The organism is Paenibacillus sp. J31P316 (assembly GCF_056269105.1).
The window spans coordinates 12,883-34,305 of the sequence record NZ_JBWDNI010000022.1 but is presented as its reverse complement, the minus strand read 5'-3'; the positions used below and the strand labels follow the sequence as shown (position 1 = coordinate 34,305).

At 49.9% G+C, this 21,423-nt stretch carries 25 protein-coding genes; 16 read left to right on the top strand and 9 right to left on the bottom strand.

What is annotated here, in order from left to right:
• Positions 1-4 precede the first annotated feature (4 nt).
• From AC0YNU_RS30580 to AC0YNU_RS30565, 4 genes are all read left to right on the top strand, one after another.
• Entirely contained in the window at positions 5-355 is a 351-nt protein-coding gene (locus tag AC0YNU_RS30580; RefSeq protein ID WP_475763412.1) for a DUF1048 domain-containing protein, read from the top strand.
• Positions 356-369: 14 nt separating this feature from the next.
• Positions 370-1,128 (top strand): ABC transporter ATP-binding protein, encoded by a 759-nt coding sequence (locus AC0YNU_RS30575; RefSeq protein WP_475763410.1) that lies wholly within the window; start codon positions 370-372, stop codon positions 1,126-1,128.
• Between the two features lie 43 nt (positions 1,129-1,171).
• A complete protein-coding gene (locus AC0YNU_RS30570; RefSeq protein ID WP_475763505.1) occupies positions 1,172-1,897 on the top strand; it encodes an ABC transporter permease in 726 nt (241 codons plus the stop codon).
• A 190-nt stretch (positions 1,898-2,087) separates the two neighbouring features.
• A complete protein-coding gene (locus AC0YNU_RS30565) occupies positions 2,088-3,002 on the top strand; it encodes a phosphotransferase (RefSeq protein WP_475763408.1) in 915 nt (304 codons plus the stop codon).
• Positions 3,003-3,630: 628 nt separating this feature from the next.
• On the opposite strand, the gene AC0YNU_RS30560 is transcribed toward AC0YNU_RS30565, so the two are convergent.
• Together AC0YNU_RS30560 and AC0YNU_RS30555 are read right to left on the bottom strand one after the other, a co-directional pair.
• Positions 3,631-4,047, bottom strand: a complete 417-nt coding sequence (locus AC0YNU_RS30560) for a MerR family transcriptional regulator (protein WP_475763406.1) — start codon at positions 4,045-4,047, stop codon at positions 3,631-3,633.
• A 24-nt stretch (positions 4,048-4,071) separates the two neighbouring features.
• The gene (locus AC0YNU_RS30555; protein ID WP_475763404.1) at positions 4,072-4,806 is read right to left on the bottom strand and encodes an SDR family oxidoreductase; all 735 of its coding nucleotides are present in this window, start codon (positions 4,804-4,806) and stop codon (positions 4,072-4,074) included.
• Between the two features lie 267 nt (positions 4,807-5,073).
• On the opposite strand from AC0YNU_RS30555, the gene AC0YNU_RS30550 reads away from it, so the two are divergent.
• From AC0YNU_RS30550 to AC0YNU_RS30540, 3 genes are read left to right on the top strand one after another with little or no spacing between them, the layout of a single operon-like run.
• The gene (locus tag AC0YNU_RS30550) at positions 5,074-5,547 is read left to right on the top strand and encodes a DUF2975 domain-containing protein (protein ID WP_475763402.1); all 474 of its coding nucleotides are present in this window, start codon (positions 5,074-5,076) and stop codon (positions 5,545-5,547) included.
• Positions 5,544-5,747 carry a helix-turn-helix domain-containing protein gene (locus AC0YNU_RS30545; RefSeq protein ID WP_475763400.1) on the top strand — a complete coding sequence of 68 codons (204 nt, stop codon included), beginning with the start codon at positions 5,544-5,546 and terminating at the stop codon, positions 5,745-5,747. The genes AC0YNU_RS30550 and AC0YNU_RS30545 overlap by 4 nt, the downstream gene beginning before the upstream one ends.
• Positions 5,748-5,784: 37 nt before the next feature.
• On the top strand, positions 5,785-6,318 hold the full coding sequence (locus AC0YNU_RS30540; protein WP_475763398.1) for a hypothetical protein: 534 nt from the start codon (positions 5,785-5,787) through the stop codon (positions 6,316-6,318).
• Between the two features lie 158 nt (positions 6,319-6,476).
• On the opposite strand, the gene AC0YNU_RS30535 is transcribed toward AC0YNU_RS30540, so the two are convergent.
• The gene (locus tag AC0YNU_RS30535) at positions 6,477-7,544 is read right to left on the bottom strand and encodes a branched-chain amino acid aminotransferase (RefSeq protein ID WP_475763396.1); all 1,068 of its coding nucleotides are present in this window, start codon (positions 7,542-7,544) and stop codon (positions 6,477-6,479) included.
• A gap of 133 nt (positions 7,545-7,677) precedes the next feature.
• Positions 7,678-8,565, bottom strand: a complete 888-nt coding sequence (locus AC0YNU_RS30530; RefSeq protein ID WP_475763394.1) for a LysR family transcriptional regulator — start codon at positions 8,563-8,565, stop codon at positions 7,678-7,680.
• A 140-nt stretch (positions 8,566-8,705) separates the two neighbouring features.
• On the opposite strand from AC0YNU_RS30530, the gene AC0YNU_RS30525 reads away from it, so the two are divergent.
• From AC0YNU_RS30525 to AC0YNU_RS30515, 3 genes are all read left to right on the top strand, one after another.
• A complete protein-coding gene (locus AC0YNU_RS30525; RefSeq protein WP_475763392.1) occupies positions 8,706-9,908 on the top strand; it encodes an MFS transporter in 1,203 nt (400 codons plus the stop codon).
• 200 nt (positions 9,909-10,108) lie between these two features.
• Positions 10,109-10,765: an SDR family NAD(P)-dependent oxidoreductase gene (locus AC0YNU_RS30520; RefSeq protein ID WP_475763390.1), complete on the top strand. Its 657-nt coding sequence runs from the start codon at positions 10,109-10,111 to the stop codon at positions 10,763-10,765.
• A gap of 63 nt (positions 10,766-10,828) precedes the next feature.
• Positions 10,829-11,581 (top strand): SDR family NAD(P)-dependent oxidoreductase, encoded by a 753-nt coding sequence (locus tag AC0YNU_RS30515; protein WP_475763388.1) that lies wholly within the window; start codon positions 10,829-10,831, stop codon positions 11,579-11,581.
• A gap of 168 nt (positions 11,582-11,749) precedes the next feature.
• Here AC0YNU_RS30515 and hisC read toward each other — a convergent pair whose 3' ends face one another.
• On the bottom strand, positions 11,750-12,853 hold the full coding sequence (gene hisC, locus AC0YNU_RS30510; protein WP_475763386.1) for a histidinol-phosphate transaminase: 1,104 nt from the start codon (positions 12,851-12,853) through the stop codon (positions 11,750-11,752).
• Between the two features lie 481 nt (positions 12,854-13,334).
• Here hisC and AC0YNU_RS30505 point away from each other — a divergent pair, with 481 nt between their 5' ends.
• Genes AC0YNU_RS30505 through AC0YNU_RS30490 form a run of 4 tightly spaced genes read left to right on the top strand, consistent with a single transcriptional unit; the run spans position 13,335 to position 16,431 of the window.
• A complete protein-coding gene (locus AC0YNU_RS30505; RefSeq protein ID WP_475763384.1) occupies positions 13,335-14,000 on the top strand; it encodes an MBL fold metallo-hydrolase in 666 nt (221 codons plus the stop codon).
• Between the two features lie 23 nt (positions 14,001-14,023).
• The gene (locus tag AC0YNU_RS30500) at positions 14,024-15,106 is read left to right on the top strand and encodes an amidohydrolase family protein (RefSeq protein ID WP_475763382.1); all 1,083 of its coding nucleotides are present in this window, start codon (positions 14,024-14,026) and stop codon (positions 15,104-15,106) included.
• Positions 15,107-15,124: 18 nt separating this feature from the next.
• The gene (locus AC0YNU_RS30495) at positions 15,125-15,532 is read left to right on the top strand and encodes a Rieske (2Fe-2S) protein (protein WP_475763380.1); all 408 of its coding nucleotides are present in this window, start codon (positions 15,125-15,127) and stop codon (positions 15,530-15,532) included.
• Between the two features lie 14 nt (positions 15,533-15,546).
• A complete protein-coding gene (locus tag AC0YNU_RS30490; RefSeq protein ID WP_475763378.1) occupies positions 15,547-16,431 on the top strand; it encodes an aldo/keto reductase in 885 nt (294 codons plus the stop codon).
• Between the two features lie 235 nt (positions 16,432-16,666).
• Here the strand turns inward: AC0YNU_RS30490 and AC0YNU_RS30485 are convergent, their stop codons facing one another.
• Genes AC0YNU_RS30485 through AC0YNU_RS30475 form a run of 3 tightly spaced genes read right to left on the bottom strand, consistent with a single transcriptional unit; the run spans position 16,667 to position 18,196 of the window.
• Positions 16,667-17,101 carry a DoxX family protein gene (locus tag AC0YNU_RS30485; protein WP_475763376.1) on the bottom strand — a complete coding sequence of 145 codons (435 nt, stop codon included), beginning with the start codon at positions 17,099-17,101 and terminating at the stop codon, positions 16,667-16,669.
• Positions 17,102-17,114: 13 nt separating this feature from the next.
• Positions 17,115-17,576: a DUF2269 family protein gene (locus AC0YNU_RS30480; protein ID WP_475763374.1), complete on the bottom strand. Its 462-nt coding sequence runs from the start codon at positions 17,574-17,576 to the stop codon at positions 17,115-17,117.
• Positions 17,577-17,602: 26 nt separating this feature from the next.
• On the bottom strand, positions 17,603-18,196 hold the full coding sequence (locus AC0YNU_RS30475; RefSeq protein WP_475763372.1) for a TetR/AcrR family transcriptional regulator: 594 nt from the start codon (positions 18,194-18,196) through the stop codon (positions 17,603-17,605).
• Between the two features lie 380 nt (positions 18,197-18,576).
• Between AC0YNU_RS30475 and AC0YNU_RS30470 the strand changes: the two genes are divergently transcribed.
• Both AC0YNU_RS30470 and AC0YNU_RS30465 read left to right on the top strand, forming a co-directional pair.
• Entirely contained in the window at positions 18,577-19,137 is a 561-nt protein-coding gene (locus tag AC0YNU_RS30470) for a TetR/AcrR family transcriptional regulator (RefSeq protein ID WP_475763370.1), read from the top strand.
• 258 nt (positions 19,138-19,395) lie between these two features.
• Positions 19,396-20,400 (top strand): LLM class flavin-dependent oxidoreductase, encoded by a 1,005-nt coding sequence (locus AC0YNU_RS30465; RefSeq protein ID WP_475763503.1) that lies wholly within the window; start codon positions 19,396-19,398, stop codon positions 20,398-20,400.
• Positions 20,401-20,457: 57 nt separating this feature from the next.
• Here AC0YNU_RS30465 and AC0YNU_RS30460 read toward each other — a convergent pair whose 3' ends face one another.
• Positions 20,458-21,327 (bottom strand): helix-turn-helix transcriptional regulator, encoded by an 870-nt coding sequence (locus AC0YNU_RS30460; RefSeq protein ID WP_475763368.1) that lies wholly within the window; start codon positions 21,325-21,327, stop codon positions 20,458-20,460.
• Positions 21,328-21,423: the final 96 nt, after the last annotated feature.

Genomic DNA, 21,423 nt, shown 5'->3' with positions numbered 1-21,423 from the left:
AAACATGAGCATTCAAGATATCATCAAAGGCAAAAAAGAGTGGCGGGCGCATGTGGCCCGCGTCAAAGCGCTCCCGCAGGATTATCAGATCGTGTATAAAGAGATTCAAAAATACCTTTTCAAGATCGGCCCAGTCGAGCTGACCGAAGGAACGGGTTTACTCTCGGGAATCATTGATTTGTTCGAAGAAGGCGCGGCCTCGGGGAAAGGCGTGCTTGAAGTGACGGGCAGAGACGTAGCGGGTTTCTGCGACGATCTCATCAAAGATTCGAAGACCTTCGCCGACATTATTCAAGAGTCAGTTGACCAAGAAGTGAACAAAGCCATGAAAAAGGTTACCGACAAATTGAAGTAAGAGGGGATACCGGGATGCCAAACGCAATTGAAGTGAGAAATCTGCGAAAATCTTTCAAGAACACGGAAGTTCTAAAGGGAGTGGATTTCGAAGTGAAGCAGGGCGACATCTTTGCTTTGCTTGGCTCAAACGGCGCGGGGAAGACGACGGTGGTCCGAATTCTCACCACGCTGCTCAGAGAGGACGGAGGCACCGCCAATGTTAATGGATTCGACGTCGCGTCTAAACCCGATCAGGTACGGCAGGCGATCAGTCTGACCGGACAATTCGCCGCCGTGGACGAAATCTTATCCGGTCGGGAAAACCTGATTATGATCGCCAAGCTGCGATATCTCAAAAACCCGCGTCAGGTGGCGGACGACATGCTGCGGCGATTCGGTCTGAAGGATGCCGCCGATCGTAGGGTATCCACTTATTCGGGCGGTATGAGACGCAGACTCGACATCGCCTTGAGCCTCGTCGGGAATCCGAAAGTCATTTTCCTCGACGAGCCGACGACCGGACTCGACCCCGAAGCGCGCATAGAGGTTTGGAAAACCGTGAAAGAGCTTGCCAATGGCGGGACGACGGTTCTTCTGACCACGCAATATTTGGAGGAGGCCGAGCAGCTCGCTGACCGGATCGCTATCTTGCACGAAGGCAAGATCATCGCCAATGGCACGCTCCAAGAGCTTAAAAAGCTGTTCCCGTCCGCTAAGGTGGAATACGTGGAAAAACAGCCATCATTAGAGGACATGTTCCTCGCCATCGTCGGCAAAAAGGAGATGAAGTAAAATGGAGACGGTAAAACCTCGTTTCTTCACCGATATCGGTGTCATGCTCGGACGATCCATGCGCCATATTTTCCGCAGCATGGATACGATCATCACGGTCTGCCTTACTCCGATCGCGATGATGCTGTTGTTCGTCTATGTGCTTGGCGGCGCCATTCAAGCCGATACGGATAACTATGTGAATTACCTGTTGCCCGGCATCCTGCTCATGGCGATCGCCAGCGGAATCGCTTATACTGCTTACCGACTTTTCATGGACGTGCAGCGGGGGATTCTCGAGCGGTTCCGCACGATGCCGATTTCCCGTTCCGCCTTGCTTTGGGGACATGTGCTAACTTCTCTGATGTCCAACGCCATATCGCTCGTCGTCATTATTCTTGTCGCGTTGATCATGGGTTTTCGTTCATCCGCCGGTATCCTGCCATGGCTTACCGTCGTCGGTATCCTCGCCTTATTCACTTTAGCCTTAACTTGGATCGCCGTCATTCCCGGATTGACCGCGAAATCGATCGAAGGCGCAAGCGCCTTTTCCTACCCGCTCATCTTCCTGCCCTTTATCAGTTCGGCGTTCGTGCCGACCGAGTCGATGCCGAAAGTCGTGCGCGTCTTCGCCGAAAATCAACCGGTTACCTCAATCGTAAACGCCATCCGCGCTTTGTTGTCGGAGCAGCCGGTCGGAAACGACATTTGGATCGCGCTCGCCTGGTGCGTCGGCATTATGATCGTAGCTTACTTTTTTGCAATTAGGGCGTATAAGAAAAGAACTTAATTGTCACCCGACCGTAAGGTTAGTAATTATTGAACACTTAGGGCTTTATCATTAGGATGACCGGTTGCCCGCCGGTGGCAACCGGCATATAGTCGGTTGCCGTTTTTCATTGAAGTAACGGGCAGTTATGCGTAACTTCCAGGGAATGTAAACGTCTAAATAAAGTATGGAACGAGGAGGCAGACATTTCATGGGAGGAACGAATGAATGGGATGCGGAGTGGGAGGTTAACGAAGAGCAGGCGCGGACGCTGATCGGCAGACAATTCCCTCAGCTGTCATCGAAGCAAGTGAAGCGATTGGGCTGGGGCTGGGACAATACGGTTTTTCTCATCGGTGACGAGTACGTGTTCCGGTTTCCAAGAAGAACGATTGCAGTTGGCTCGATTCGTATGGAAGGGATGCTGCTGCCGAAGCTGGAGGCATATATGACCATCCCCTATCCAAAACCGTTGTTTTATGGCGAAGCAAGTGACGAATACCCGGCACCATTTCTTGGCTATGCCTACTTGCCAGGAGATTTCCCCATCGGTTTGACGGAAGAACGCCGGGCTTTATCGGCAGAGACGCTGGCGAAATTTTTGCGGAGATTGCATGAGTTTCCGGTGCAGGCGGCGCTGAAGTGCGGAGTTCAGCAAGACCATCGAAGCTTGACGGACATAGCATCGCGCAAAGTGAAATTGGAGGGCTTTCTATCGAAGGTGGGCGAACATTTGTCGCCAGAGCAGTCCGGTGTAATCGAAGCATATATTAGCAGGCTGCAAACGGACCGTGTCGAGGCGGTGAATACACTGCTACATGGTGATCTTCATTTCAAAAATATGCTTGTGAATGAGAACGGGATCGTTTCCGGCATCATTGATTGGGGCGATCTGAGCGTAGGCCATCCAGCTTGCGATTTGAGCGTTGCTTACAGCTTTTTACCACCATACGCTCGCGGCGTGTTTTTCGAAACTTACGGAGGAGCGGACGAGGAAACGAAGCTGCTGGCGCGGCTGATCGCGGTATACATCCCCGTACTGATCTTGATGCAAGCGGTCGATGACAGGAATGAAGCGATTGCGGCAGAGGCGAAATCAAACATCATGCGGGCACTGTCGGATTAGGCTCATTATTTCGTTGCAGCTATGGGCTTTGGCTATCGGCACCATTTTGTCGTTTAAAGGCCGCGATAAGGTACGATTCGCCTTCTCTGATGCCGCTTTATGTTGAGGAACACGAAATTCAACAGAGTAAGTCGTTGCGCTAACGGGAGACGATAGTTCAATACAACACGATGGCAGCTGGCTTGATGGTCAGCTGCCATTTTTATTGAAGTAACGAGCAGAATAATGTAGCGAAAAATTAAGTAGTTGCAACGTATTGAGTTATACTTACATCTTTTGGACAGCCGTTGTGAGGCGAAACTGCCACAACAGTAAACCTTTGGAATGAATTTAAGAAGCGGAGTGATTATTTGAAAATGAAAGATGACGGAAACGGTTCTTTCATAGGCCTTGGAATTGCTTTAGGTGCCGCTTTTGGTGTCGCATTTGGAGCAGTATTCGGTAATGTAACGGTAAACGATAGTTCAACGAACAGGCGCCGATAACCGACCGGCTGCCTTTGTTTATTAAAGTAACGGGCAGTCTCCTTAAGTGGGAGGCGAGGTCCTTGCCCATAGAAAATAAAGTATTAGACTGGCACACGTTGATTAAAGGGCAGAAGCGTTCAATAAGAACCATAAGAATGCTCTCAATCGGCAGATGGGGATTTCCATTTTTTGTTTGAATCTGGATTTACAAGGACCTCTTTATACGTGTCGATTTTGTAATCAATCATCCTTTGCGTCTCCAGTAAGCTGTCGATCTCGTTCTGAATTCTATTCTTGTGTTCGATCAGGAGGGAGACTCTCTCGGGGAGCGTGACTTCACCCCTTTCGTAAAGCTGGCGGAAACGCTTCATTTCTTCAAGCGTCATTCCGGTCGCTTTGAGTCTCGTTAAAAAGACCATGCCATCCAATTGATGTTTACTGTACGTTCTGTGCCCGCTTGTTTTGCGGTCGGCATACGGAAGCAAGCCGATTTTCTCGTAATAGCGGATCGTATCTTCCGAGAGGCCCGTGAATTCAGCCGCCTGTTTAATCGAGCTTGCGGTTTCGGGAATGTCCATCGATTTGCCGCACCTCCTGACGTATTACCATGGTATCACGCCGTTCTCATCAAAGAAACCGCCGTTCGGTCCATCGCTCGGCAGAGTGGCGAGTTTCACGACGATGGAAGCGCCCTGTTCAACGGTACGATAACCCGTATGCCCATTCAAATCCGTAGACGTGTACCCTGGGTCGGCTGAATTCACTTTGATCGGCGTATCTTTTAATTCTTTGGCAAACAAGACGGTTAGCGCATTGACGGCCGTTTTCGAACTCATGTAGGCGAGCAAATTCAATCCGTATTTTTCGGCATCCGAGTCCGGGGTATTGTACTCGGTCAAGGAAGCCAAGCCGCTTGAAAGGTTTACGATTCTGCCGGCAGGCGATTTTTTAATCAAAGGGAGCATGGCCTTCATGACAGAAAAACTGCCGAAAACATTTGTCTCGTACGTATTCCTTAGAACCGTCAATTCCAGTTGGCTCGGAGGAAGAACTCCTTCGAAGCACACGCCAGCGTTATTGATCAACACATCAAGCGCTCCATACTGATCGTCAATTTGTTCTACTGCGGATTGTATGGTATTCAAGTCTGTTATGTCCAGAGTAATTGCCTGTGCATGTATGTTCTCGGCCGTCAGGGCAGCCGTCGCTTCCCGCCCTCTTGCTTCATCTCTAGAACCGAGCAATATCGTGAATCCTAGCTTGCCCAATTGCCTAGCAGTCTCAAGGCCGATCCCTTTGTTTCCTCCAGTGATCAAAACGATTTTTGATGTACTCATGATTACGCCTCCTAAAAGTGATAGTTACTTGACTCACGATCACTCTACATCTTGGAGTTCACTCCAAGTCAAGAGCAACATGCGCAAGATTAGAAGGCCTTGTTATTGGACTATTGGGGACGTTAATTCAATAAAACAGCAGCAGTCTAGGAACGAAACGAAGTCATGAACTTGGAACACTGCCGAATCAATTTTTTCAAATTAATCAATACATTTTTATTGTTAAACGATAAATAAACTGATAAAATCAAACATGAGGTGAAATAGATGAAAAGAGAGACGCTCTTTTTAAAAGTTGTTCTGGTTGTTATGGCCATTCCCGCATTAGTGATGTGTTTTTATGGACTCCCAGCGATGGCGCATAGTATGATGCCGGATTTTCCGGATATTAAAGTTTATCTTTCCGCTTTGGCTGCGTATGTGGCGGCTATTGCGTATTCATTTACGCTGCTTCAGGCATATAAGCTTCTCAAGTACATCGATACAAATACCGCTTTTTCGCAAACCTCTGTTTTAGCGCTTAAGAAAATAAAGCGAGCGGCGGTTGTCGTATCACTCATGTTTGCATGTAATCTCCCGCTTTTCTACTTTGTAGCTGACGGCGCAGACGCGCCAGGCGTCATGGTCATCGGGCTATTCGTAACCTGTGCGCCAATCGTAATCGCAGTATTTGCCGCAGTGCTGGAGAAACTGCTCAAAAACGCGATCGAGCTCAAAGAAGAACAGGAGTTGACCGTATGATTGTGGTTAACATTGACGTCATGATTGCAAAGCGGAAAATGAGCGTTACTGAGCTATCGGAGAAAGTCGGCATTACAATGGCGAACCTGTCGATACTTAAAAACGGAAAAGCGAAAGCCATTCGAATCTCAACACTCGAAGCGATCTGCAAAGCGCTCGATTGCCAGCCTGGAGATATTCTCGAGTACCGGCAGGATTGAATAAAACGGGGAGTGGAATTTGAGAAGGAGGCGTGCAATGAATAGATGCGTGTATGCCATTGTTGGACTTATCCTTTTCTCCACCCTACTAGTCGGCTGCGGCTCGCGTGAAGAGGTGGTGGTCCATCCGACGACCGAAGTCGCTGTTACTAAAGGCGATTTCACCTACCGCCTCGTGACGGCGAAGCCCGAATACAGCCGCGGGGAATCAGTTCCGATTTACGCGGAGCTGACGTATATCGGAGATGAAGCGAGCGTCACGATTAACCATTCCGCATCGCCGTTTTATTTTCCGATTCAGGAGCTGAAACCGGGATACGTCATCGACTACGCAATGAGTGATGTCGGCGCTAGCACGAAGCTGGTCAAAGGCAAACCGATGCACGAAACATTCAACATCCGAGGCGGTAGCTATAGTGAGAACGATCCTACAGCTTATAAGGACTTTATCGATAACTTCCGCAAGAACGGGTATGACGAAGGCCATTACGCCGTGAAGGGCTTTGCTGATTTTTCTTTGGCGGGCCAGCCGGTGCGAATCAACGCGCAGATTGATTTTCTCGTTGATTAGTTTACCTGGTTAAGCCGGGGGACTTTTAACTCATTAGGCTAACTGCCGAAAAATGCTTTTTGGCTTCATAGCTGTAGTTAGGATATTTCGGATACATACGCATCCGGCATTCATCGTTGTACACAGCAGAATATTCGCTCAGCCGTCCAAAGGTTTGATTAATCGAGCGTAACCGTCCAGCCGAGCGTATCCTCCAGTTGACCTTTCTGAATACCGGTTATCGTGTCATAGATCTTGCTGGTTAACTCACCGATTTCGCCGCCGCTGAGCGTGATGCGTTCGCCCTGCCAGCTCAAGTAACCGATCGACGAAATCACCGCCGCCGTACCTGTACCGAACGCTTCCTGCAGCTTGCCGTTCTTGTGCGCCTCGTACACTTCTTCCATGGAGATCAGGCGCTGCTCAACCGGTAGGTTCCAAGATTCCAACAGCTGAATAACGGACATGCGAGTAATCCCGCTCAGGATGCTGCCGTTCAGTGCAGGAGTAACTACCTTGCCATCGAGAACGAAGAACACGTTCATGTTGCCGACTTCCTCGATGTACTTGTGCTGAATGCCGTCCAGCCACAGCACTTGGGAGTAGCCTTGCGCACTTGCTTCTTTCTGCGCACGAAGTCCCGTTGCATAGTTCGCACCGGTCTTCGCGCTACCCACGCCGCCCTTCACAGCACGAACATAGTCGGACTCCACATAGATGCTGACCGGCTTAAGGCCTTCCGCGTAGTAAGCGCCAACCGGCGACATGATGATAATGAACTGGTAGCGGGTCGAAGGTGCAATGCCCAGCGCCGATTCCGTAGCAATGATGAACGGACGGATGTAGAGGGACGTGCCCTCATTCGTAGGAAGCCAGTCTTCATCGACAAGCACGAGCTGCTTCAACGCTTCAATAGCGACTTGCTCGTCCAAGTGAGGGATGCACAGGCGTTCATTGGATTGGTTGAGACGTTGGAAGTTTTTCTCCGGACGGAACAAGAGAATCCTGCCTTCGGCCGTTTTATACGCTTTCAAGCCTTCAAATACCGTTTGACCATAGTGAAAAACCTTGGCTGAAGGATCCAGAGTGATTGGTTGGTACGGCACGATGCGCGGCTGATGCCAGCCCAATTCTGTCGTGTAGTTCAAGATGAACATGTGGTCCGTGTAATACTTACCGAAGCCAAGCGCGTTCTGGTCTGGATTTTGTTTCTTCGTCGTCGTTCTTGTAATCTCAATCGCTTGCATAGAAGCACCGCCTCACATGAATGTAGAAGTATGAATTGAATGGTAACTTTTTCCCGGATATATTTGAAATATCTGATTTATCTGATAAATATACCTAAAAGGTATGGAGTGGAGGTTATCCGAATTTAATCATTCAAGGCGACGGATCTTCGCCCGACTCCAGGCCCGCTTGGAGCAGGACGCTGACCAATTGTTTGGCTGCCGGCGATACCTCCCCGAAGGAATGTGCCACGATACCGATATCACGAGAGATTCCGGGCCGAATTACCTTGACGACCAAATCATGCGGCACAGAAGATAGCGTGAAATTGGAGATTAGCCCAATGCCGAGCCCGTTTCGGACCATGCGGATCAAGGTTTCGGCCGATTGAACCGTCAATCCTTCCCCCAACTCAATCCGGTATTCTCTCAGGATGGAAGCCATGGCCATCTCATGGCCTCCTTTGCAGAAAATAACATCGTCACGGTAGCGCCCCAGATCGATAATCGGTTCCTTCGCCAGTGGATGATTCGAGGGAACGATCGCAACCATGTAATCGGATTGCAGTCTCTCGAATTCAAAGCAATGGAAAGGAGAAGCCACGATTCCGAGCTCTACCGTTCGATCTTCTACCCATTGCTTGACTTGATCGGAGACGCCTTCCAGTAACTCAATTCTCACCAACGGATAATGTGCACGGAAAATGGCTATGGCCTTGGGGAGCAAGTTCGTTGTTGCTGCCGGGAATGAGGCGATTGTAACCTTGCCACTGAGCAGCCGGTTCTCCCGGCCGGCAATTTGATAGATGCTGTTCTCGATCGCCTTCATCTGCCTGGCCAACACGAGAATCTCCCGTCCAACTTCGGTTAGCAGCAACCCTTTATGTTTGTCCCGGAGGAACAACTGGATGCCGAGTGACGCTTCCAAATTTTTGATCGCTTTGCTGACGGCCGGCTGTGAAATGAACAATGCTTTGGAGGCCTCCGTAATGTTCGATGTCTCCGCAACCTGCACGAAGATTTGGAGAAGGTTCAAGTTCATTTTCGCACGCCCCGATCATAACCAAATGGTTATATGATATATTCACATTATGTATTTCAGTTATATTGAATTATACCCTATGATGAGATTCGAGAGCGAATCTTGCGTTCCCAATTCTTGATCATAGGAGGTATTTGCGCATGGGAAATTATTCCTTCCAATCGGAATCTATCGGTCCGGTTCCTCGAGATTGGCGGATATGGATAACCGCTTGGCTCGTAACAGCGGTCTTTGTCCTCTCCAATTCAGCCACCCCGCTTTATGTTCGCTGGCAGCGGGAAATGGGTTTCTCCAATGGGACTCTGACGTTAATCTTTGCCGCGTATATCGTCGGTTTGCTCGCGACCTTGCTCGTCGCCGGCCAGTTATCTGACCGGTACGGGCGGAAGCCGGTGTTGTTCCCCGGCCTTGCGGCTGCCGTGCTCGCCTGTGTTCTATTCGGCACTGCCTCTTCGGTCACCGCGTTACTGCTCGCGCGATTACTGTCGGGCATTGCAGTTGGCGTCATCGTCTCGGCTGGCATGGCTTCGGTCGTGGATGTAGGGGGCTCAACCCGGAGACATACGGCTTCGCTTGCCGCTTCGGTCGCCATGGTGCTGGGGGCAGGACTCGGTCCGCTGTTATCGGGCATCTTGGCCGAATCACTTACCCGACCGCTCGTCCCCCTGTTCGGTACCCAGCTCTTGATATTGGCCAGTGCTTTCGCCGTTGCCGGGACACTTCCAAGAAGACGACTCCCAGCACGCCACAGCGAATGGCGGCTTCGGATGCCATGCGTGCCTAAAGCCAACCGGCTGCACCTAATTCTTGGCATCGCGGTCTTCGCCCCGGGTATCACTTCAACGTCCTTCATCTTGTCGCTCGGCCCCTCATTGCTTATGAAATTATTGGGCGTTTCGAGCCCTATCGTCGCTGGCGGAATGGCATGCCTTATGTTTCTGTCAGCGACAGGTGTTCAATTTCTCCTTAAGAAGCTCTCCATTCGAAGCCAGTTCTTGTTGAGTACGGCATCTGTCTTCCTCGCCATGCTCTGCATGGCAATAGCGGTCTATACGTCCACCTTCGCTCCGCTGGTGCTGGCCGCCATGCTGGCAGGAGTTGGCCAAGGTCTTGGCCAACTCGGTGGCTTGACGCTGATCGGTTTGCATGTTCCCGAGCATCGCAGAGCTGAAGCGAACGCGGTTCTTAACATCGGCGGCTATATCCCTGCCGCCATCCTCCCCGTGTGTACGGGCTACCTGATCGACTATACGGGATTGGCCATAGGAGCGACCAGCTTTGCCGTAATCCTAACTACGGTTGCCATGATTGGGGCAGGGTTTGTACGTGTAAAGCTGCAGTAAATGGTTTGAAAAGGATGAAAGCCGCAGACTGCCGGCGGCAGCTGCTCCATTTTCGTTACGGTAACGGGCAGCTTCGCTGAATAACAGCGCCACCGCAATCGAGTCGATGTTGTTGACGTCACCCTTGTTATTTCGATATTATTAGAAATATAGAAAATTTCCAAATTATATCAAATGGTTTTAAGAAAGGCGTGATTAGGATGAGCGATAAACCTTTATTAGTCATCGTCGGTTCCGGACCGGGAGTAAGCGCCGGTCTAGCCAAGAAATTCGGAAGCAATGAATTTCGAGTGGTTCTTATATCAAGGAGCATGCCATCGCTGGAACGCAGCTTGGAAGAGCTTCGACAGGCACATATTGAAACGCACGGAATTGCTGCGGATGCATCGGATCCGGATTCTTTAATCACAGCCTTGAACCAGATAAGATACAATCATGGAGTTACTGATGTATTGGTATATAATGCGGCACACATCGTACCAGGAGATCCTCTTTCGTTAACCGAACGGCAGCTTATTGAAGATTTTAAGGTGAACACTGTCGGAGCATTGACCAGCGCGCAACAGGTGATTCCGGATATGATCGAGCGGAAGCAAGGGTCGATCTTTTTCACAGGGGGCGGTATTGCGCTCACTCCGAATCCGTTGTATACCTCTTTATCCATTGGCAAAGCCGGACTCCGCTCGCTGGCGATTTCAATGGCCGAGACTTTGTCTCCTTACGGAATATATGTAGGTCAGGTTCTTATCGCTGATCATGTCCAAAAGGGGACGTTTTACGATCCAGATCGGATAGCCGACGTATTTTGGGAATTATATCTTAAAAGAAACCAAAGGGAATATTTGTTTAGTGAATAATTTTTGACGCACTGAAGGCGTGAGTACTGGTAGTATTGGAGCATCGTCAGGAGGGGTTCATCTATGCAGAATTTATTCGGGAAGGTCGCACTTGTAACAGGGGCTAGTTCGGGTATCGGCCGAGCTACCGCGGAATTAATGGCATCAAGGGGCGCTAAGGTTGCGATCCATTATCGCGATAACCTAAAAGGGGCCACGGAAGTGCTTAGGGCTATTCGAGAATCGGGTGGCGATTGTATTGCTGTTCAGGCCGATGTAACCCAAAAAGATCAAGTAGAGAAAATGGTTCAAGAGGTTATTTCCATTTATGGGGCCGTCGATATACTGGTAAATAACGCCGGAGGGGGCGTCAAGAAGAGCACATTCTTGGATATGACGGAACAACTATGGGAGGAGACCTATGCGTTAAACGTTAAAAGCATCCTTTTTTGTTCCCAGGCAGCAGTAAATCATATGATTCCGCGAAAATCAGGCAAAATAATTAATCTTTCTTCGGCAGCTGCCCGTCTTGGAGGCGCAGGCGAAAGCATCCATTATGCCTCAGCGAAAGGGGCCGTAAATACCATGACGGTCGGTATGTCCAGAGAACTTATCCAATATGGGATTATCGTTAACGGGGTAGCCCCCGGAATGGTTGATACGCCATTTCATGAAAAATTTGCTCCCGATGAGAACCGTCTTGAACGGCTAGTCGCTTCCGTTCCTCTTCAACGCGCTGCAACGCCCGTGGAAATTGCGGAAGTGATCTGTTTCCTTGCTTCGGATGCGGCGAATTATGTGTTGGGAGAGACCATCACTGTCAGCGGAGGAAGATGATGCGCAATCTAAGCTTATAAACTTAGTTTAATAGTAAGCTAATGTGGAACGATGGCTCAACGAAAAGCGGGGCAGTTTGCTGGTTGCAACTGCTCCACTTTTCATTTAGCTAGAAAGGAAACATCCCAGATGAGCGTCTTGGATGTTTCTGTTCTTTTCGAAAGCGGCTTATTGCAGAATCAGCCGGAGCGTTTGAAGCAATATATTATTCTCCTCCGGTGTGCCGATGGAGATCCGCACATGCTGCGGCAGGCCCCAAGCGGCTCCGTATCGAACAATAACCCCTTTCCGCATAAGCTCGAGATAACGCTGCTCCGCATCGTCAAGCTCAACTAGAATAAAATTACTCATGCTGGAGGTATAAGACAAGCCAAGCTCATTAAAACCCTGATACAGCCGTAAACGTTCTTCTTTCACCAGTAGGCTAGATTTTCGGACATGATCATCATCTACGATCGCTGCCGCAGCTGCTGCTTGGGCAAGAGTATTTACATTAAACGGTTCCTTCACTTGAAGTATTTCTTTAATTATCGCTTGCGCAGCAACCCCGAAGCCTACCCGAATTCCTGCTAATCCATAAACTTTGGAGAAGGTTTGCAGTACAATCACGGGATAACCTGCTTGTACAAACTCAATTCCATCGGAATAATCATCCTCGGTTACGAAGTGACTGTAGGCGGAATCGAGCATTACAAGCACATATGGAGGCAGTAAATTCAACAACTCCGTTAGCGCCGTTTTACGCAGAATGGATCCAGTCGGGTTATTGGGCGAGCATAGATATAGAATCTTCGTACGTTCACTGACAGCTTCAAGTATTGCGGGGACATTGTACTGATAGTCTTCTGTCAAAGCGACCGTCCGGATGACTGCCCCCATTAATTGGCCTCCGAACTCATATTCACTAAACGAAGGAGCCGGCACAATAATTTCGTCCCCCGCTTCAATAAATGCCTCGGACACAAGCGTAATCAATTCATCTCCACCGTTGGTAATAATGATTTGCTCAGAAGCAAGCTCGTATCTCTCGGCTATCGTTGCACGTAAATCCACTGCCTGCGCGTCAGGATACCGATGGATATCACCTAGCAATTCGCGTATCGCTTCCACTGCTTTAGGTGAAGGACCGAGTGGATTCTCATTGGAAGCAAGCTTCACAACGCGATCAAGTCCAAGTTCCCGCTGCACCTCCCAAATCGGCTTGCCTGGCGAATAAGGCTTCATGCGTTTCAGTACATTCCGTGATTGAATGTCAGACTTCGTTAAGGACATGATTGATTCACCGTCGCTTTTTTCAATTCGCAGCAGAACGTTGCGTTAATTCAATAATACAATAACGCGTTAATGCGGTAAAGTTATTTCGCGAGAATTCCAAGTTGAAGGGTTAGATAAAATTTTAAGAAATGAAGCCCCAAACGCAATTGTTAGGAAATTAAGGCGGTCAGAGGATCAAAGCGGTCAGAGGATCAAAGAGGGGACATGACTACCTTAGTAACCTCAAGGTAAGTAACTGACAAACATTTCACTTCTTAAGGAAATCTCCCGTTTCTTGTATACTAAATGAATAGAATGGCGAAAGGAGCGATGCCCCTGATTGATTGCGATGACAAAGTCCGGGGCGCATTGAACTTAAAGCGCTTTCTTGAACGTGACGAACAGTCGATGTGAAGCATGTGCATGATGAACATTCGGCCAGGTGGCGAGCTGCAGGCCGTAATTTCAGGAGAAGACCGATCTCTGGGAGCTGAGGAAAATGGATGTGACAGACGGTCAAGGCTTCGATGGACCAATCAAGTGGGACGTATTGACGATCGGCTACTTAAGCCGAAACAAATTCTGGGGCGAATCATCCGATAAGGGATACCGTTCCCCACGCTGTACCTGCACGTTGATCAGAACGAACGGAAGAACCATCATCGTGGATCCGAGCTGCCCGCCTGAAGAAATGCTCCAGATCTTGGACCAGCGTACGGGCTTGAAGGCGGAGCAAATCACGGATGTGTTCCTTACGCATTTTCATGGCGATCATCGCTACGGCATCGAAGCTTTTCCGCATGCAAAGTGGTTCATGCCCGAGCGTGAAATCGAGCATTGCCGCGGGCAAGTTCCGGCGGAAAGCCCAGAGTCCCTCTTATTGACGAAATTGATTCCGGTGAATCAAAGCTTGATGCCCGGCATTGAAATTTTGCATACGCCCGGGCATTCAGAGGGACATTGCTCGCTTGTCTTTGCGTGCGAGGGGTTGACGGTGGTCGTGGCCGGAGATGCGGCAATGACCAAGGACTTTTACCTGGCGCGCGATTATTACTTTAATACGTCCGATCCGGAAGCGGCGGTAAAGTCCATTGACGACATCGCGCGGATTGCGGATATCATTGTTCCCGGCCATGACAATTATTTTATGAATAAGCGGTCATAAACATAATGGAGGCGAACGGAAAGATGGAGCAGCAGACGGATACGAAGGTCGGACAGAAGACAATTCGGAAAGGACTCATCGACTGTGACGTGCACCCTTACCCTAGAAGCACGGAGGAAATCCGATCCTACATGAAGAAGCCTTGGCGGGACCGTTATCACGGCGGCGGACGCGGCTTTTACGGAAATCCCGTGCAGGGAGACCGCGTGGACGCAAGACCGCCGCAGGGAGGTTCATCGGGCTCCGATCCGGACTTCCTCCGAAAGCAGCTCATTGACGAATACGGCCATGCGTATGCGATTCTCATGCCGCGCGCTTTCTGCAATCTGCACCCCGATCCCGATTTCGGCACCGCAATTGCAGCTGCCTATAACGACTGGCTTGCGGACACGTGGTTGAGCAAATATAATCATGACGGCGTATTCAAAGGTTCGATCACCGTGAACACGCAGGATCCGCAGGCTGCCGCGCGCGAAATCGAGCGTTGGGCGGGACATCCGCATTTCGTGCAGGTGATGACCGATTCCGGCGCCCGTTCCCCGTTCGGGCAGCGGGAGTACTATCCGATCTATGAAGCTTGCGAGAAATTCGGACTGCCCTTCGCCATTCATCCCGGTACGGATGGAATGGGAATCAACACGCAGCCGTCTCCGGGGTACCCGACCCATTACATCGAATGGCACACCTGTTTGTCGCTTGGTTTTCAGTCTCATCTGGTGAGTTTTCTTACGGAAGGCGTATTCGAGCGGTTTCCGGGCTTCAAGATCGTCCTTGTCGAGGGCGGCGTCTCTTGGCTCGCTCCCTTAATGTGGCGGCTTGATGCGGAATACAAGGCGCTTCGCTCCGAGGTCCCCTGGTTGAAACGCCGGCCGACCGAATATTTGCGCGATCATGTGCGGATTACGTCGCAGCCCCTGGAAAGACCGGACGACGACAATCACCTGCTGCAAATCTTCGACATGATGGACGCCGAGCATTTACTTATGTTTTCCAGCGATTATCCGCACTGGGATTTCGACTCCCCGACCCGCGCATTTCCTAAGCTGCCGGAAGCCCTGCGCCGTCGTATCTTTTTTGAAAATGCGCTTGAATTCTATAAGCTCTAGATCAAGGAGGCGCTTGACATGGGAAAGCACGTTATCGGAGCAGTCGCCGAATTTCCGGCGGGAACAAGAAGAACGTTGGTCGTAGAGGGGCGCCCGATCGGCGTATTTAATGTGAACAATACGTATTACGCGCTCAAGAACAGCTGCCCGCATCAAGGTGCGCCGCTTTGCGTCGGTACCGTAACCGGCATGACGCTGCCGTCGCGGCCCGGCGAATACGTCTACGGCCGGGAAGGCGAGATCCTGATCTGCCCATGGCACGGCTGGGAGTTTGATATTACGAATGGCAAGTCGATCTTCGACCCGCACAAATGTCTGGTCAAAACCTACGATGTGACGGTTGAAGCTGAGGAAGCCGGCGAAACCGGGGAATTGGAAACGTATCCCGTCACGGTAGAATCCGGTAAAATCGTCGTGCACATGTAGGGGAGGGCAGGCTTGTGAAATATTCGGTCTTGGGGAAAACAGGGCTTAACGTGAGCCGGATTGCAATCGGCGGTTATGTATTTGCGGGGGTTAACAAGGCTAGAGGGTGGGACCCCTACGGCACGGAGGGAAGGCAGAAGGCGATAAGCACGATCCATGCCGCTTTGGATGCGGGCATCAATTATGTCGATACGGCCCCGAGCTATGGGAACGGCCACAGCGAGGCGATCATCGGCGAAGTCATGCGAACCCGGCGGGATGAATGCTTCCTGGCAACGAAGGTGACGGCGCACGGTCAAGACAAGGCGGCTGTCATCCGGAGCGTCGAGGAGAGCCTGAAGCGATTGCAATGCGACCATGTCGATGTCATTCAATTTCATGGCGGCACGTATTCCGCTACGGATACGAAGCATATTTTGAACGAGGGCCCGCTGGACGCGCTGCTGACCCTTAGGGAACAAGGAAAGGTACGCTGGCTTGGCCTCACGACGGAGGACGCTTACTCGGCGCTGGATTTGATGGATACGGGGATGTTCAGCCTCGTTCAGGTCAACTACAGCTTGATATATCAATCCGCTTCGCTGCATCTATTAGACCAAGCCAAGGATAAGGGCATCGGGGTTGCAGTCATGAGGCCCATGACATCCGGCATCCTGCAAAGGCTGCTCGGGCAGCTGGAACCGAGATGGATCGAAGCGGCGGATCCGTATGAGGTATGCCTGAAATTCGTCCTGTCCGATTCAAGGGTGGGCGTCATCAATGTCGGCATGCGCTGGCCGCATGAGGTTCAGCAGAACGTGGAGCTGGTCAATCGGTATGAGCCGTCCTTCGATATCGCCGAGCTCCCGAGATTAACGGCGAAAATTTATCAAACCGACGATGCATGTAACGGATTGTGAATGAAGGCAGGCTGGAACAGCATCATTGGATAATAAAGCAAAGAACCCCTCAATTGCTGACGGGGTTCTTTGCATTGATATCCGGACGACATGCGTTGGTTGACTTCTGTCGGTCATGAAAGGTCGCGAAAATCGCGGATTTTGTATGTATGGGATTAAATTCTTGTCAAAAAATCAAATGACAAGAACTTGATCCCATTTCCGAAAATGACAACAACGGAAGCGAGCCGCAGACTTAACCCGCTAAGAGGACCGCTGCGAGAAACACGAGCTGCAGCAATGTACGGACAAGCAGCTTAGGGGTAGGTCTTCCGCCGATAGTTAATCCTTCCCGGGCTGCCCTTGCATTGGCAGGGAACATGGCCACGAGTAGAACAGCCAAACAGATGGAAGCCGCGCGGGAGGTAGCGGGGAACAGAATGCCGAGGGCACCCGCAATTTCCAGCCACCCGGTGGCCGTCACAATCCAATTCGGTTTTGGAAAAGCAACCGGGATCATCCGGATGAGATCAGGCCGCCTTTTTCCCCAGTGGGCGGAAGCTGTAAGCAGCAGCATGACGGCCACTGCTCCCTGAAGCGGAGAATGCCAATTGTCGAAATAAGACCAGCCGAGCAGCCCAAGAACCCTGAACAGCAGAAACGAAACAACAAGCGCAAATAAAGGTGCCATTTTATCCCTCCGTCTAGAAGCTTTTCGTTATCATGAGAAATAAGATGAGGATCGGCAGCAATGTCGCGGGAACTCCGAAGATGGCCCAGTAGCGGGACGCTTGATGATATTCATTGGAGATGTTCCCGCTTTCGATGCATGAAGCGCTATGGCGGATCATTCCGCGCTGCAACGGAATGAGAATGGCTAACCAGATCACGCCGGTAACGGCAAACAAAATCAGCGATAGCGTAAGCCAATTCATCCCCGACAGCGGCATTTTCGCCTGTACGGCCATCGCGATACCCGAGACAATGATGATCACGAGACCCGGGAGCGTAAATACATAATCGGCAAGCATGACGTTTTTTACCGTGCTGTGAATGACGGTCGGGTTTTTCGACAAATCCGCACGAACCTTCCAAAATGCTGCCGTCATGATATTTCCTACGAATATCACGACTCCCACTAGATGCAACGTTAACCATACGTTCATGATAGAATCTTCCTTTCTTTCTCTGTTTATCGGGTTTTTAAAATATTGACCATAAACGACGAATAATCTTGGGTATTGAAAGAAACCGAAGCTAAAGGAATAGAGGATCGGACGCGCAATCCGAGTGTTAGCAGGACGAACATTTCGGCTGTTTTATCCGGATCGATCGATTCCGAAATAACCCCGTGCAGTTGGCCGGTCAGTATCCATTGCTTGGATAAATGCACCGACCGCTCATAATACTGATTGAGAGTTTCCGCGATGATAGGTTGATCTTCCTTTCCAAGTAAATAGATCAGCACCTTGTTCGTTACGTCCCGAGCATCTTCCAGCTTCGAAAGACTGTCGATGATCTTCTGCAAGGGTCCATGGAGCGTTTTTTCATCTTGTGCCACTGCGTTCATAAAATGATCGTTTGTCTCTTCGAGCCGCTCCTGCAGCACCCAGGCAAAGATCTCGTCCTTGCTCTTCACGTAATGGAAGATAGCGCCCTTTGACAATCCCGATTTTTCCATGATGTCCTTCATCGTGACAGCGTGACACCCTTTTTCCCGTATCAGCTCTTTGGTCGAATCAAGCAGCAGCCTAGTGGTTTGCTGCCTACGTTCCTCATGCTTCAAAGCAATCCCTCCGTGTTCTTTCTACGATTGACGAGTGGTAATATTTTCATTATAAAAACCGACCATCGGTTTGTAAATAGGAATTATCAAATCTCCACTCATCAATTATCTGAAGCAGGTTATTGAAGGATTCCCCCTCCCCTCGAAGGCTTACCGCATGGCAGCCCTTCGCTATGCAGCCGAGAGACGAAATTTATTTTCCTTGATCATCAAGAAAGGACCTGGTTTAACATTCCCAGCATTATTCCTGGCAGTTTTGTTCAAAATACCGATACGACCAACATGCGCGATCGCTGCGGGAACGAAGCGCCCGTGTCCATTCAAATAGTCGACTGACCGATTGTCATGGCGCGAACAGAAGAAAGTTTGGTGCGACAAAAATGCCCAACGTGGATAGAAGAACACTGAAGTCCCAAGAGTCAATAAAAACGGCTTTTATAGAATTGATGTCGATCAAAAAAATCGATCAAATCACGATGCAAGAAATCGCGGAGAGAGCCAATGTTGGTCGTAGGACCATTTATCTTCATTACCTGGATAAATTTGATCTGCTTGATCAATTGGTCTTGGAGCATATTGACGAATTAAGGAAAATTTGCGATTCGGAAATGAATTTTTCACATGGCAGTCTCATATGGTTTGATTACTTTGAACGGAATTATTCTTTTTTTTCAATTATGTTACAAAGCAAAGAAGCTGCCACCTTTCGCAAGCGATTCCTCAATTATGTTTACGAACGACTAGAGCATTATATCGATGTGACCAAAGGAGTCAATCAGGGATTAAAGCGGGATGTCATTTTTTGTTTTCTTGGAACAGCTATCGTAGGGATCGTGGAATCGTGGTTAACCAATGAACTATCCGAACCCGTTCATGTTGTGGCAGAACAGATGGGATTGTTATTAGATCGAAATCTAATCGTTGATTGTGAAAAGGAATAGTCGAATGACTCTCGATTTAAAATGGAGGCACCCTTAATAGGGTGCCTTTTAAAATTTTGATTCGTTTCTACCGTCTGCAGCCGAATGTCGAATTGAACGGGGAGAGAACATCGTAGATGCACAATGTGAAGAGGATTGCGCACTAATGCACAATCCTCTTCATTTGGTCATTGAAGTCATCCTGTTTCGGATTAGAATAAGGAACAGTTGCGCAACGTTACTGCACTTGGCATAAAAAATGAGAATGAGGTGAACATGATGTTGAAACTTGGCATACTAGATCAATCGCTTGTTGGGGAGGGACGCACTGCAATCGAGACCCTCGCGACTACAACTCGCCTCATCATCGAAGCGGATATGATGGGTTTCTCCCGTTTTTGGGTTTCCGAGCATCATGGATCTAAAGGACTCGCTCACTCCAGCCCAGAGGTACTAATTGGATATCTGGCTTCGCATACTACCCGAATTCGCGTTGGCTCAGGCGGTATTATGATGCCGCACTACAGCGCGTATAAGGTTGCCGAGAACTTCAAGCTATTGGAAGCTCTGTATCCAGGCCGAATCGATTTAGGCGTTGGCCACGCAACCGGCAGTCTTCCCTTAGCGACAAGCGTACTTCAAGAAGGGCATCAACAAGAAGCTAATTATTCGCAACAGGTCGATGATCTCGTGTCTTACCTGCATGACGCCGTACCGGCGGATCATCGTTTTCCTGCCATTGTTGCTTCTCCATCGGTTCCGACGGCGCCAGAATTGTGGTTGCTCGGTTCAAGCGGCAAGACAGCCGAGCTTGCAGCCGAGGTAGGAGCTTCTTACGCGTTTGCCCATTTTATCATCTTTGCTAAGGGCGGTCCTGAAGCTGCGGCGCTGTATCGCGAGCAATTTAACCCGAATGGAATGAAGAGCAAGTCACAGTCTTTGGCTGCCGTTATTGTCATTTGCGCCGATACGGAAGAGGAAGCACAGAGACTGGATTCCAGCGTAGGCTTATATTACCAAGAACTGGCCAAGGGCAAGGAAATCCCTTTCTTTCCTAAGGTCGAGACCGCCGAGCAATACCCTTACACGGATGAAGAACTTGAAAAGCTGAAGGCTGGCCGCGAAAAACGAATCGTCGGCAATCCCGAGCAAGTTAAGCTTGGGCTCACGAAGCTGGCGGAGGAGTACCAGACCGATGAACTGCTGCTGTTATCACCCATTCATGATTTTGAAGCCAGACTGCGATCTTATCAACTCATTGCAAGCGCTTTTGGAATGAAGTGAAAAACGTTATTTTCTATCCGCGTGGCTGTTTAGCTAATAGCACTTATCAGTAAAAATTTAATGTTCCGATTCGCGGAACATCTGAGGCGATTTGCCTGTATATTTGCGGAACGTTCTGGAAAAGTAATGCACGGAGCTGAAATGGTATTTGTCCGCGATTTGCATCATGCTGAGGTTGGAGGAGCGCAAATCCTCTTTCGCTCGGCTAATGCGGAACCGATTGATGTATTGGATCGGCGATAGGCCGGTCGTTCGCTTAAACAGCTCGAAGAAGTAGCCTCTGCTGACGCCGATCTCGTCGGCGTAGCGATCCAGCTCGATATCGGCGCCGTTCAGCAGTTCGGCTTCCATTCGTTCCAGAAGCTTGCTGATTCGAGGGTCCGGGATATAGGCGTCTTGCAGCGAGAACGCAAGGAATTGATGGATGAATGCGGTGAAATGGCTCTGAGCCGTCATGCTGCGCAAAAAAGTCCGTTCGTTCGTATGTTCGTTCGAGATAAAACTCCGCTGCAGCAGATCGGTCCAGCTAAGCAGCGAAGCGCCTACGTTCGCGATTTCGGGCAGCGGGTAGGGAAAGGTCTCGCCGAGCAGATCCGTTCGCAGCAAATCCCTTTCAAAGCAGATTGGAGCTGCCCCGTCCCTAAAAGCTTCCGTGCGATCGACGTAGGACCAATCGAAATAGCAGCATACATGCGTCATAGGCTCGTCCGCATCCGCGATCCAGTCATGCGGTTGACCGGGTTCCATATAGACCATCATGCCCGGGGAAGCTTCATATTCGGCGCCTCGCAGACGAAAGCGGCCTTTTCCCTCCGTAATGAAGTAAATGGAGCTCGTGTATACGTATCGATTGAGGCTCGTCTGTCCGCGATAGAACGGGTACTTCGTGGCGTAATAGACATACGGGTGGAATTTGGAAAAATCCATCGCGGCGATGCTCCTTCCTTGTAGCTACGAATATAATTCAAATTCACCTGACTATTGTGCAACAAGCTGACTGTAGGCTAAATACAAATCGCGCGG

What these genes read in the sequence shown, in the direction of transcription:
- AC0YNU_RS30515 (WP_475763388.1), top strand. Translation starts at nt 10,829, where the DNA reads ATGCAGAATTTATTCGGGAAGGTCGCACTTGTAACAGGGGCTAGTTCG.
- AC0YNU_RS30540 (WP_475763398.1), top strand. Translation starts at nt 5,785, where the DNA reads ATGAATAGATGCGTGTATGCCATTGTTGGACTTATCCTTTTCTCCACC.
- AC0YNU_RS30485 (WP_475763376.1), bottom strand. Translation starts at nt 17,101, where the DNA reads ATGGCACCTTTATTTGCGCTTGTTGTTTCGTTTCTGCTGTTCAGGGTT.
- AC0YNU_RS30565 (WP_475763408.1), top strand. Translation starts at nt 2,088, where the DNA reads ATGGGAGGAACGAATGAATGGGATGCGGAGTGGGAGGTTAACGAAGAG.
- AC0YNU_RS30500 (WP_475763382.1), top strand. Translation starts at nt 14,024, where the DNA reads ATGGAGCAGCAGACGGATACGAAGGTCGGACAGAAGACAATTCGGAAA.
- hisC (WP_475763386.1), bottom strand. Translation starts at nt 12,853, where the DNA reads ATGTCCTTAACGAAGTCTGACATTCAATCACGGAATGTACTGAAACGC.
- AC0YNU_RS30470 (WP_475763370.1), top strand. Translation starts at nt 18,577, where the DNA reads ATGCCCAACGTGGATAGAAGAACACTGAAGTCCCAAGAGTCAATAAAA.
- AC0YNU_RS30575 (WP_475763410.1), top strand. Translation starts at nt 370, where the DNA reads ATGCCAAACGCAATTGAAGTGAGAAATCTGCGAAAATCTTTCAAGAAC.
- AC0YNU_RS30535 (WP_475763396.1), bottom strand. Translation starts at nt 7,544, where the DNA reads ATGCAAGCGATTGAGATTACAAGAACGACGACGAAGAAACAAAATCCA.
- AC0YNU_RS30525 (WP_475763392.1), top strand. Translation starts at nt 8,706, where the DNA reads ATGGGAAATTATTCCTTCCAATCGGAATCTATCGGTCCGGTTCCTCGA.
- AC0YNU_RS30520 (WP_475763390.1), top strand. Translation starts at nt 10,109, where the DNA reads ATGAGCGATAAACCTTTATTAGTCATCGTCGGTTCCGGACCGGGAGTA.
- AC0YNU_RS30495 (WP_475763380.1), top strand. Translation starts at nt 15,125, where the DNA reads ATGGGAAAGCACGTTATCGGAGCAGTCGCCGAATTTCCGGCGGGAACA.
- AC0YNU_RS30580 (WP_475763412.1), top strand. Translation starts at nt 5, where the DNA reads ATGAGCATTCAAGATATCATCAAAGGCAAAAAAGAGTGGCGGGCGCAT.
- AC0YNU_RS30460 (WP_475763368.1), bottom strand. Translation starts at nt 21,327, where the DNA reads ATGGATTTTTCCAAATTCCACCCGTATGTCTATTACGCCACGAAGTAC.
- AC0YNU_RS30505 (WP_475763384.1), top strand. Translation starts at nt 13,335, where the DNA reads ATGGATGTGACAGACGGTCAAGGCTTCGATGGACCAATCAAGTGGGAC.
- AC0YNU_RS30480 (WP_475763374.1), bottom strand. Translation starts at nt 17,576, where the DNA reads ATGAACGTATGGTTAACGTTGCATCTAGTGGGAGTCGTGATATTCGTA.
- AC0YNU_RS30570 (WP_475763505.1), top strand. Translation starts at nt 1,172, where the DNA reads ATGCTCGGACGATCCATGCGCCATATTTTCCGCAGCATGGATACGATC.
- AC0YNU_RS30560 (WP_475763406.1), bottom strand. Translation starts at nt 4,047, where the DNA reads ATGGACATTCCCGAAACCGCAAGCTCGATTAAACAGGCGGCTGAATTC.
- AC0YNU_RS30545 (WP_475763400.1), top strand. Translation starts at nt 5,544, where the DNA reads ATGATTGTGGTTAACATTGACGTCATGATTGCAAAGCGGAAAATGAGC.
- AC0YNU_RS30555 (WP_475763404.1), bottom strand. Translation starts at nt 4,806, where the DNA reads ATGAGTACATCAAAAATCGTTTTGATCACTGGAGGAAACAAAGGGATC.
- AC0YNU_RS30465 (WP_475763503.1), top strand. Translation starts at nt 19,396, where the DNA reads ATGTTGAAACTTGGCATACTAGATCAATCGCTTGTTGGGGAGGGACGC.
- AC0YNU_RS30550 (WP_475763402.1), top strand. Translation starts at nt 5,074, where the DNA reads ATGAAAAGAGAGACGCTCTTTTTAAAAGTTGTTCTGGTTGTTATGGCC.
- AC0YNU_RS30530 (WP_475763394.1), bottom strand. Translation starts at nt 8,565, where the DNA reads ATGAACTTGAACCTTCTCCAAATCTTCGTGCAGGTTGCGGAGACATCG.